Source organism: Mycobacterium sp. AT1, assembly GCF_002043095.1.
Lineage (GTDB): Bacteria > Actinomycetota > Actinomycetes > Mycobacteriales > Mycobacteriaceae > Mycobacterium.
This window is the reverse complement of the sequence record NZ_MVOC01000109.1, coordinates 1-12,056: the sequence shown is the minus strand read 5'-3', so window position 1 is coordinate 12,056 and position 12,056 is coordinate 1. Positions and strand designations below refer to the sequence as shown.

The following is a 12,056-nucleotide window of genomic DNA, read 5'->3' as shown; positions in this document are numbered from 1 at the left end:
AGATCGGCGACGTCGCCGATACCGAAGCGCGCCAACGCATCCCGGCCCGAGTCGTCGAGGCGGCTCAACTCGCTGGAACGGAACAGGCGACCGGGCCGAATCCCGGTCTCCTCGGAGACGTCGCGAAAGTTCCAGGCACCGGAGAGCTCGTTGCCCGAGGAGGCCACTACGAGGTCACCGCCGCTGCCAGTGCGCTCTTCTCCCGACCCAGCTCGGCCCTTGCGATGGTGCGCATGTGCACCTCGTCGGGACCGTCGAACAGCCGCATCGCGCGGTGCCAGCCGTAGAGTCGCGCCAGCGGGAAGTCGTCGCTGATGCCCGCGGCGCCGTGCACCTGGATGGCACGGTCCAGCACGTTGCACGCCATCTGCGGGGCGACGGCCTTGATCATCGCGACTTGGTTGCGGGCCTCCTTGTTGCCGTGCTTGTCGATCGTCCACGCGGCCTTCTCGCACAACAGCCGGGCCTGGTCGATCTCGTTGCGCGACAGCGCCACCTGCTGCTGCACCACACCCTGCTCGGCCAACGGCTTGCCGAACGCGATGCGGGTGTTGACGCGGTCGACCATCAGGGCCAGCGCGCGTTCGGCCACCCCGATCGCCCGCATGCAGTGGTGGATGCGGCCGGGACCGAGGCGGGCCTGGGCGATGGCGAAGCCGCCACCCTCCTCGCCGAGCAGGTTGCCGACCGGCACCCGGACGTTGTCGAAGACGACCTCCGCGTGCCCGTGCTGGTCCTGCCACCCGAACACCGGAAGCGACCGCACGATGGTGACCCCCGGGGTGTCCATCGGCACCAGGATCATCGACTGCTGCTGATGGCTTGCCGCGTCGGGGTTGGTGCGCCCCATGACGATGAGGATCTTGCAGCGCGGGTCGTTGGCGCCGGAGGTCCACCACTTGCGGCCGTTGATGACGTAGTCGCCACCGTCGCGGAGCATCGTGGTCTCGATGTTGCGGGCGTCGCTGGAGGCCACCGCAGGCTCGGTCATCGCGAAGGCGCTGCGGATCTCGCCGTTGAGAAGCGGCTCGAGCCACTGCTTGCTCTGCTCCGGGGTCGCGAAGAGGTGCAGGGTCTCCATGTTGCCGGTGTCGGGTGCGGCGCAGTTGAGTGCCTCGGGGGCCAGCTCCATGCTCCAGCCGGACAGCTCGGCCAACGGCGAGTACTCCAGGTTGGTCAGGCCCGACTCCGACGGGAGGAACAGGTTCCACAGGCCGCGGTCGCGGGCGAGCTTCTTGAGCTCCTCGACCACCGGGGGCACGGTGTGGTCGTCACGTCCGGCCTCGAGCCGGTACTGGTCGTAGGAATGCTCGGCTGGGAACACGTGCTCGACCATGAAGTCGGTGAGCCGTTGGTGGTAGTCCTGTGCCTTGTCCGACCTCGCGAAGTCCATGACAGTCACGATATGACACGTGTCGACTCAGGCTCCGAGCACGGTGACCTCGCCCGTCGCTCCGTCCACCTCGACGACGGTTCCTGTGACGAGCCGCGCGGTCGCGCCGCGCGCGTTGACCACGCACGGCACCCCGAACTCGCGTGCCACGATCGCGGCGTGTGACGTCGGTCCGCCCAGTTCGGTGACGACGGCCGCGGCGTAGGCGAAGGCCGGCGTGTAGCCCACGTCGGTGACCTTGGCGACGAGGACTTCGCCGGGCTGCAGGTCGTCGATCGTCTCGGCGTGCACCACGCGGACCCGCCCGCGGGCACTACCTCCGGACACCCCGATGCCGTGCAGCACCTCGCCGCCCTGGAACGCCGTGGTCGGGGCCTCCGTCGGGGTCCAGCGACCACTGAACGCCTCCGGCGGAACCAGCCCCTGCAACGTCGCCTGCTCGGCACGTCGGCGGGCGACGATGCCTGCCAGGTCCGGCGGCGGCGCGTCCAGCTCGTCGACCAACAGGTAGAACACGTCGTCGACGGCTGCCAGCTCGCCGGCGTCGACCATCCGCCTGCCCTGTTCACGCAGCAGTCTCCTGAGCACCCAGATCGCGCGCACCATGCGGTCGCGGCGTACCTCCCGCTCGCGGAGCTGGCTGGCGGCGGCCACCGCAACGGCTCGCGCGCGCAGCGGCACCGCAGGAAGGCGGGGCAGCTCGCGGGGCAGCGCCGTCAGCGCCTTGGTCACCATGCGGATGAGCAAGTCGGGGTCGTCGGCGTAGGTCGCCGACCGCATCTCGACCTCGCCGGGCCCGCGGTGTCCGATGAGGGCCAGCTCCGTGGCCAGCGCGGCCGAGAACGCCGGCGCCTGAGCGGCGAGCGCCGCGGCGTCGGTCTCCGGTTCCGACAACAGCCGAGCGGCGACGGGATCACGCCGCGCCGCGGCAGCGAGCCGGTGAACCGCGCTGAGTGCCTGTGCGCTGACCAGCTCGTCGCCCGCCGCGGGCATCACGTCGCGCCCGCAGAGCAGCCGCATCACCACCCCGTAGCCGGCGCACAGCAGGATCGACGCCGAGGAAAGCACCCAACCGTGCACGACGTGGTCGCGGCCCAGCAGGATCAGCTCCCGCAGCCGGTCGTCGTCGAGGGTGGCGGGGTCGGTGGCGGCCGCCTCGAGACGCTGGACGTCGGCGGCGAAGGCCTTGGTGTCGCCATGGGATCCGGCGGACAGGCCGACCAGGCAGTTGGCGAAGGTCAGCCCGCCGCGGAGTTGGCGGACGAGGCCGCGGGGTTCCACCGGCGGCAGGTGTTCGCCGAACAGCTCGAGGCCGTCCTCGGTGTGGCCGAAGAAGCCGGAGAGCACCAGCGCGGGGTCGATGAACGGCACGGTGTGCGCCATGAAGTGTCCGGTGGTGATGCCCGCGTACAGGCGGTGTCCGAACACGCCGGTGGTCCGCACCGACATCTCGCGCTGGACGGCCCCGCCGGGGCGCAGCCGCTCGGAGATCACCAGTCCCGCCGCGCGCGTTCCGAGCACCGTCACCGACGCCGACGACGGGGAGAACGGTCCGGCCAGCGCCTCGGAGAGGTTGGTGGCGATGAACGCGGGAAAGCGGGGATCGATGGGGGTGTCGAACTCGCCGGTGACGTCGCCGGGACCCGCGGGCACCGGCTCGACCCCGTCGGCGGCTGGCGCGTCGACCGCCGGGATCTGCAGCACGCGGGGGAGTCGCCATGGGATGTCGTGGACGGTGCCACCCACGGCGATCCGGCCCCGGCACGCGAGCGCGAAGTCCTCGATCGCCTGCGCCACGTCGAAGGTGGGGGTGAATCCCCAGTCGCGCAGACCGGCGGTGTCCAGCGTCGGCGCCGGGAATTTTGGGCCGGCGACGATGCGACCAAGCGGCCCAGGGACTTTGACGACGCGCCTGCCGACGGCCGCGGCGATGGCCCGCACGGTGGTGTGTCCTGAGGCGGCGACGTCGACCCGGCCGGCGGGCAGGTCGGACTCGAGCAGGGCCCGCACCAACACCCGCTCGACGTCGTGGGCGTGCACCACCTGCAGGGGTCGGTCGGCGGAACCGTCGTCGAACACGACGGCCCCCGTGAACCGGCGGAGAACGGCGTCGTCGACGTGTCTGCCCAGCACCAGTGCGGTCCTGACGACGATCGCGCTCCCACCGGAGTGCTCCACGGAGTAGTGCGGCGCGATGGAGGTACCTCCGCACCGCAGAACGGCGTCGGCGCCCGCGACCACGTCGGAATCGCAGTGCTCGGCGACGACGAACTCGACTGCACCCGACCAACTCTCGGGCCTTCGCACGCCGATGCCGACGACGTCGTGACCTAGGCTGACCAGTCGCGCCGACACACCGCGTCCAATCGCGCCGTCGGCACCCCCGACGACGATCCTCACCGAGGCCTAGCCAGCATCGTCGTCGCTGAAGGCCGCCAACAGATCCTGAAGGTCCATGTCGGCGATGTCCTGAGTCCGATCGGGCTCGTTCGACGTGGCCGCCTCGGCGGTGTCCGCACCGCTGCCCTGCGCGGCGAGGTTGAGCAGCATGTCGAGAACGCCGGCCTGCCGTAGCCGCTTGATCGGGATGGTGGCCACTACGCGCTGCAGTTCCTCGTCGACGGAGCTCGTCGCAGCGCCCTGCTCGGCCTCGCCGACCAGCTGGGTGCGGAAGTACTCCGCGATCGCCGCCGGGTTCGGATAGTCGAAGATCAGCGTCGGCGAGAGCGTCAGTCCCGTCGCCGCCTTCAACCGGTTGCGCAGCTCGACCGCGGTGAGCGAGTCGAAGCCGTGGTCCTGGAACGCCAGGTCCGGTGCGATCGACTGCGGATTGGGCAGCCCAAGCACCGTGGCCATGTGCGACCGCACCAGGTCCAGCAGCAGGTCGAACTGCTCGTCGGTCGGCAGCCCCGAAAGGCGTTGCGACAGAGCCGAACGCGACTGCGCCGCGGCCAGCGAGTCGCCCACCTGGCGGCGGGCCGGACCCGATATCAGCTCGACGAACATCGGCGGCAGCGTGCCCGCCGACGACTTGGTCCGCAGCGCCACCCGGTCGATCCGCGCGGGGACCAGGAACGGCTCGTCGACGGTCAGCGCCTCGTCGAACAGCGCAAGCGCGTCGTCGAGGGCAAGCGCCAGGATGCCGTCGCGGTTGAGCCGCGCCAGGTCGACGTCCTGAAGGTGGCCCGTCATGCCGCTGGCCTGCTCCCACAGCCCCCAACCGAGCGACATCGCAGGCAGACCGTTGGCCCGCCGATGCGCGGCCAGGGCGTCGAGGTAGGCGTTGGCCGCCGAGTAGTTCGCCTGCCCTGACGCGCCAACCAGACCCGCCATCGACGAGAACATCACGAACGCCGACAGGTCGTGGTCGCGGGTGAGCTCGTGCAGGTTCCACGCCGCGTCGACCTTGGCCCGCAGCACCGCGTCCACCCGTTCCGGCGTCAGCGACGTCACCACTGCGTCGTCGATGACCCCCGCGGTGTGGATCACCGCCGACAGCGCGTGCTGGTGGTCGATGCCTGCCAGGGCCTTGGCGAGCGCGTCCCGGTCGGCGGCGTCCGCGGCGACCACCTGAACGTGGGCACCCGCGTCGGTCAGCTCGGAGACCAACTCGGCAGCGCCAGGAGCGTCCGGTCCGCGGCGCGACAGCAGCACCAGGTGGCGCACGCCGTGGGTGGCGACGACGTGGCGGGCCACCGAGGCGCCCGCCATGCCGGTGCCGCCGGTGATCAGCACGGTGCCGCTCGCCCAGGCGTCCGGCATGGTCAGAACGACCTTGCCGATGTGGCGGGCCTGGCTGAGATGCCGCAGCGCCGCCGGCGCCCGTCGCACGTCCCACGTCGAGATCGGCAGGGGACGAAGCACTCCCGCGTCGCTCAGCTCGGCAACGCCCGTCAGGATCTTGCTCACGCCGTCCGCGCCGGCCTCGAAGAGGTCGAACGCGCGGTAGCGCACGCCCGGGTGGGCGGCGGCGACGGTGTCGGCGTCGCGGATGTCGGTCTTGCCCATCTCCAGGAAGGACCCGCCGCGCGGCAGCAGCCGCAGCGACGCGTCGACGAAGTCACCCGAGAGCGAGTCGAGCACCACGTCGACCCCGCGCCCGCCGGTGGCGGCGAGGAACTTCTGCTCGAAGTCCAGGGTGCGGGAGTCACCGATGTGGTCGTCGTCGAAGCCCATGGCCCGCAACGTGTCCCACTTCGGACGGCTCGCGGTGGCGAACACCTCGAGGCCCCAGTGCCTGGCCAGCTGGGCGGCGGCCATGCCGACGCCACCGGTGCCCGCGTGGATCAACACCGACTGCCCCGGTTGTACGTCGGCCAGCCCGCGCAGCGCGAAGAACGCCGTCGCGAAGCCGACCGTGAACCCGGCGCCCTGCGCGTAACCCCAGTCCGCCGGGATGGGCAGCACGACGCGGGCGTCGGTGGTGGCCATGGTGCCGGTGCCCTCGGGGAACAGGCCCATCACCCGGTCGCCGACGGACACCTCGGTCACGCCGGGCGCGACCTCGACGACGATGCCCGCCGCCTCGATGCCCATGGAGCCGCCGCCCGGGTACAGGCCGAGGGCGATCATGACGTCACGGAAGTTGGCGCCGATGGCGCGCACGGCGACCCGGATGCGACCCGCCTCCAGCGGCTCGTCGGCGTCGGGGATCGGTTGCAGGCTCAGGTCGTCGAACGTGCCCGATTCGGCGACGGTGAGCCGCCACGGCGCATTGTCGGCCGGGGGAGTCAGCAGCGACTCCGCGGCGCGGCTCGGCAGCACCCGCGCGGTGTGCAGGACACCGTCGCGGATGACGACCTGCGGCTCGCCCAGCGCCACCAGGGGTGCCGGGTCCACGTTGTCGGAGTCGGTGTCGACCAGGAGGACGCGGCCCGGGTGCTCCGTCTGAGCGGCCCGCACCAGACCCCACACCGCGGCACCGGCCAGGTCGGTGACGTCCTCACCGGGCATGGCGACGGCTCCGCGCGTCGTCACCACCAGGGTGGACGGCGGGCCGGCCTGATGATCCTGTGCAGCGCTCTCGGCGAGCCACGACTGCAGCCGTTCGAGCGCGACGTGTGTCGCGCCGTACACGCCGGCCAGCTCGTCGGATTCGCTTGTCGCGGGGACAGATTCGAACACCACGACCTCGGCGTCGGAGTCGGCCTGCTCGGCGGGGGTCGCCGGGGACCACACCACCTCGAACAGCTCACCGCCACCGGTGCCGCCGACCGCGGCCGCCAACTGCTGGGCCGTCACCGGCCGGGCCACCATCGCCTCGACCGACAGCACCGGAAGGCCGAGCCCGTCGGCGAGATCGATCGACATGGAGCTGGTTCCGTTGGGTGCGAGGCGCGCCCGGACCGCCGAAGCACCTGACGCGTGCAGCGACACCTTCTGCCAGGAGAACGGCAGGGCCATCTCGCCCTCGTTGTCCTCGCGGCTCATCACCACCGCGTGCAGCGCGCCGTCGAGCAGCACCGGATGCACGCCAAAGCCGCCTGCCTGCAACTCCTGTGGGATGGCCACCTCGGCGAACACCTCGTCGCCCCTGCGCCACATCGCCTTGAGGCCGCGGAACGCGGGGCCGTACTCGTAACCCCGAGCCGAGAGCTCGGCGTACGCGTCCGCCACGTCGACCTCGCGGGCACCGACGGGCGGCCAGATCGACAGGTCAGAACCGGGGGCCGACGACGCGACGCCCAGCTCACCCTCGGCGTTGAGGATCCAGGACGCTGAATCCTGTTGCGCACGGGAGAAGATCGACACGACGCGACCGCCCGCCTCGTCGGCCTGACTCACCACGACCTGCACGGCGACGCCATCGGCGGGCAGCACCAGGGGCGCGTGCAGCATCAGCTCGTCGACGACATTGCAGCCGACCTCGTCGCCCGCCCGGATGGCCAGCTCGACGAACCCGGCACCGGGGAACAGCACGACGCCGGCGACCGCGTGGTCGGCCAGCCAGGGTTGGGTCGACGTGGACAGGCGACCGGTCAGCACCACGCCGCCGGTCTCGGGGGATTCGACGACCGCCCCGAGGAGCGCGTGGTCGGTACGGCCGAGGCCAAGGCCGGTGGCGTCGGTCGAACCGGATCCGCCACTGGTCAGCCAGAAGCGTCGCCGCTGGAAGGCATAGGTCGGCAGGTCGAGCAGTCGACCGCCGGTGCACGCCGCCTGCCAGTCCACCTCGACGCCGGAGACCGAGAGCTCGGCCAGCGCGGTGATGAGCGTCCTTGGCTCGGGGGCGTCCTTCTTCAGCGTCGAGACCGTGACGGGCTCGGACTCGGCAAGCGACATCGCGATCGTGGCCGTCAGGCCGCTGGCCGGACCCACCTCGACGAAGCGGGTGACGCCCGCCGCCGCGAGGAACCGGGCGCTGTCGTCGAAGCGGACCGCCTCGAGGATGTGGCTGGCCCAGTACGGCGCGGTCGCGAAGTCTTGGCCCGCCAGCTCGCCGGTCACGTTGGAGACGATCGGAATCCTCGGCTCCGCCAACGACATGCCGCCTGCGACGGTGTTGAACTCCAGCAGCATGGGTTCCATCAGCGAGGAGTGGAACGCATGCGAGACCGCCAGCTGGTGCACTCGGCAACCCGTGGCCTTGGCCTCCTCGGCGATGGCCAGGACGGCGTCCTCGGGACCGGAGATGACGACGGAGTCGGGGCCGTTGACCGCCGCGATGCCGACGCCGTCGCGCAGCAGCGGCCGCATCTTGGCTTCGCTCGTCGCGATGGCCACCATTGCGCCGCCCTCGGGCAGCCGCTGCATGAGCCTGCCGCGCGCGGCCACCAGGGCAGCAGCGTTCTCCAGCGACAGCACCCCTGCGACGTGCGCCGCGGTCAGTTCGCCGATCGAGTGGCCCAGCACGTAGTCGGGCTCGATGCCCCACGATTCGAGCAGCCGGAACATCGCCACCTCGACGGTGAACAGCGCGGGCTGCGCGTACTCCGTCGAATCCAGCACGGCCGCATTGCTTCCCCACATGACGTCGCGGATCGGCCGCAGCAGGTGGCGGTCCAGCTCGGTGGTCACGGCGTCGAATGCCGCGGCGAACACCGGGAATTCGGCGTGCAGCTCGCGGCCCATGCCGAGCGCCTGCGCGCCCTGACCCGGGAACACGAACGCGGTCTTGCCCGATCCGGTGGCGCGACCGCGGACGGTGCTCGCGCCCGGCTGGTCGTCGGCGAGAGCCGTCAGCTCCGCCAGCAGCTCGTCGCGGTCGGCGCCGAGCATGACCGCCCGGTGGGCGAACGAGGACCGACCGCCAAGCGTCCAGCCGACGTCAAGGGCGTCGAGGTCGGGGTGGGCACCGAGGTGACCGGCGAGGCGGCGGGCCTGATCGGCAAGGGCCTCGGGAGTCTTCGCGGACAACGCCCACGGCACGACGGCCGGGCGACGCGCATCGACGACGGGGGCCGCCGACGGCGGCGCCTGCTCGATGATGACGTGCGCGTTGGTACCGCTGATGCCGAACGACGACACCCCGGCCCGGCGCGGCGAGCCGTTCTCGGGCCACGGCTGCGCCTCTGTCAGCAGCGCGACCGAACCCATGGTCCAGTCGACGTGCGGCGTCGGCTCGTCGACGTGCAGCGTGGCTGGCAACTGCTCGTGCCGCATCGACTGCACCATCTTGATGATTCCCGCGACGCCCGCGGCGGCCTGGGAGTGACCCATGTTCGACTTCACCGAGCCGATCCACAACGGATGGCGGCGGTCTTGGCCGTAGGTGGCCAGCAGCGCCTGCGCCTCGATCGGATCACCGAGCGTGGTGCCGGTGCCGTGCGCCTCGACGACGTCGACGTCGGCTGCGGTCAGCCCGGCGTTGGCCAGCGCCGAGCGCAGCACGCGCTGCTGCGACGGACCGTTCGGCGCGGTGAGCCCGTTGGACGCACCGTCCTGGTTGATCGCCGAGCCGCGGACCAGGGCGAGCACCTGGTGGCCGTTGCGCTGGGCGTCGGCCAGCCGCTCGACGACGAGAATGCCGCCGCCGTCGGCGAATCCGGTGCCGTCCGCCGCACCGGCGAACGACTTGCAGCGGCCGTCGGACGACAAGCCGCGCTGCCTGCTGAACTCCACGAAGATGTCGGGAGCCGCGTTGACGGTGACGCCGCCCGCGAGCGCGAGGTCGCACTCACCGGTGCGCAGTGCCGCAGCGGCCATGTGCAGCGCGACCAGCGACGACGAGCACGCGGTGTCGATCGACACGGCCGGTCCCTCGAGCCCGAGCACGTAGGACACTCGGCCCGACGCGACGCTGGAGGCCTGACCGGTCAGCCGGAAGCCCTCCGCACCCTCGGCGCCGACGCCGTAGCCCTGGGCGTACACGCCTGCGAAGACGCCGGTTGCGCTGCCGCGCAACGACGCCGGGTCGATGCCGCCGCGCTCAAGGCTCTCCCACGCCAGCTCGAGGAACAGCCGCTGCTGCGGGTCCATGGCCAGCGCCTCGGTCGGGGAAACCCCGAAGAAGCCGGGATCGAAGTCGGCGGCGTTGTCGATGAAGCCACCGGTGCGGGCGTAGGACTTGCCGGGAGCGTCGGGATCGGGGCTGAACAGTCCCGCGAGGTCCCAGCCGCGGTCGGTCGGGAAGTCGGTGAGGACGTCGCGGCCTGCGGCGACCATGTCCCACAACGCCTCTGGCGAGTCGACGCCGCCCGGGTAGCGGCAGGCCATGCCGACGATCGCGATCGGCTCGTCCGCGACCGACGCGCTGGACGCGGTCGTGGCGACCTCCTGCGGTGCGCCCGCGAGCTCCTGGCGGATGTAACCGGCCAACGCCAGCGGGGTCGGGTAGTCGAAGATCAGGGTCGGCGAGAGGGCCAGTCCCGTCGCCGTCTTCAGCCGGTTGCGCAGCTCGACGGCGGTCAGCGAGTCGAAGCCGTGATCGGAGAACGCCAGCTCGGCGGTGATGGCCTCCGGCTCGGTGTTGCCAAGGACGGCGGACATGTGCGACCGCAGCAGGTCGAGGATCAACGCTTGCTGCGCCTGTTCGGTCAACCCGTGCAGGCGTTGCGCCAGAGCGGACTTCGACTTGGCGGCGACCAGCGAGTCGTCGACCCGCCGGCGGGCCGAGGTGTTGGCCAGCTGGGTGAACATCGGTGGCAGAAGACCTTCGGCCGACCTGGCCCGCAACGCCGCCCGGTCGATCCGGACCGGGGCGAGCAGCGGCTCACCCACCACCAGGGCCGAGTCGAACAGCGTCATGGCGTCGCCGGTGGACATCGCGAGGATGCCGTCGCGGCCCAACCTGCTGAGGTCGGCGTCGGCGAGGTGCCCGGTCATGTCGCTGGCCTGCTCCCACAGCCCCCACGCCAGCGAGGTGGCGGGCAGCCCGTGGACGCGGCGGTGCGCGGACAGGGCGTCGAGGAAGGTGTTGGCGGCGCAGTAGTTGGCCTGCCCGGCCGAACCCACGACACCGGCCATCGACGAGAACATCACGAAGGCGGCGACATTCGTCTGGCGGCTCAGCTCGTGCAGGTTCCACGCCGCGTCGGCCTTGGCCCGCAGCACCGGGTCGACGCGCTCGGGGGTCAGCGAACCCACGACGGCGTCGTCGAGGACACCGGCGGCGTGCACTATCGCCGACAGCGGCTGGTCGAGGCCGTCGAGGACCGTCTGCAGGTCGGCGCGGTCGGCGGCGTCGGCGGCGAGCACCCGGACGTTCGCACCCGCGGCGGTCAACTCGGTGACCAACTCGGCGGCCCCGGGGGCGTCCGGTCCGCGGCGGGACAGCAGGACCAGCTGCCGCACACCGTGATTGGTGACGACGTGGCGGGCCACGGCGGAGCCGGCCATGCCGGTGCCGCCGGTGATCAGCACGGTGCCGCGGGTCCATGCGTCGGGCATGGTCATCACGATCTTGCCGACGTGGCGGGCCTGGCTCAGGTGCCGAAGGGCGGCGGGCGCGCGCCGAATGTCCCACGTGGTCACCGGGAGTGGCGTCAGGATGCCCTCTTCGAACATCCTGGACAGTTCGACGATGTACTCGTGCATCCGCGGGCGACCCGGTTCGAAGAGGTCGAACGCGCGGTAGCGGACGCCGGGGTGGGCGGCGGCGACGGTGTCGGCGTCGCGAATGTCGGTCTTGCCCATCTCCAGGAATGAGCCGCCGCGGGGGAGCAGTCGCAGCGAGGCGTCGACGAAGTCACCGGCCAGCGAGTCGAGCACGACGTCGAAGCCGCGGCCGCCGGTGACCTCGGCGAACTTCTGCTCGAAGCCAAGGGACCGGGAGTCGCCGATGTGGTCGTCGTCGAAGCCCAAGGCCCGCAACGTGTTCCACTTGGGCTGGCTGGCGGTGGTGAAGACGTCCAGTCCCCAGTGCCTGGCCAGCTGGACGGCGGCCAGGCCGACGCCACCGGTGGCGGCGTGGATCAGGATCGACTGGCCGGGCTGCACGTCGGCCAGTTCCCGCAGGCCGTAGTACGCCGTGGTGAAGACCACCAGGGTGGCCGCGGCCTCGGCGTCGGTCCAGCCGGTGGGGATGGGCGCGACGAGCCGGGCGTCGGCCTGCACCAGCGTGCCGGTGCCCTCGGGGAACAGCCCCATCACCCGGTCGCCGACGGCGAAGTCGGTGACGCCGTCGCCGACGTCGACCACCACGCCGGCACCCTCGCTGCCGAGCAGCGCGTCGTGGGTGAACATGCCGAGGGTGATCATCACGTCGCGGAAGTTGGCCGCGACG

General features: G+C 71.5%; 4 protein-coding genes. All 4 read right to left on the bottom strand.

What is annotated here, in order from left to right; genetic code table 11:
• Positions 1–167 (bottom strand): tyrosine-protein phosphatase (locus B1790_RS33350; RefSeq protein ID WP_142271668.1); only part of this gene is annotated, 167 nt, incomplete at its 3' end.
• Positions 167–1,393, bottom strand: a complete 1,227-nt coding sequence (locus tag B1790_RS33345) for an acyl-CoA dehydrogenase family protein (RefSeq protein ID WP_079927552.1) — start codon at positions 1,391–1,393, stop codon at positions 167–169. The genes B1790_RS33350 and B1790_RS33345, both read right to left, overlap by 1 nt.
• Positions 1,394–1,420: 27 nt before the next feature.
• A complete protein-coding gene (locus B1790_RS33340; RefSeq protein ID WP_079927551.1) occupies positions 1,421–3,793 on the bottom strand; it encodes a PEP-utilizing enzyme in 2,373 nt (790 codons plus the stop codon).
• 6 nt (positions 3,794–3,799) lie between these two features.
• The coding region (locus B1790_RS33335) for a type I polyketide synthase (protein WP_142271667.1) at positions 3,800–12,056 on the bottom strand (8,257 nt) is incomplete at its 5' end.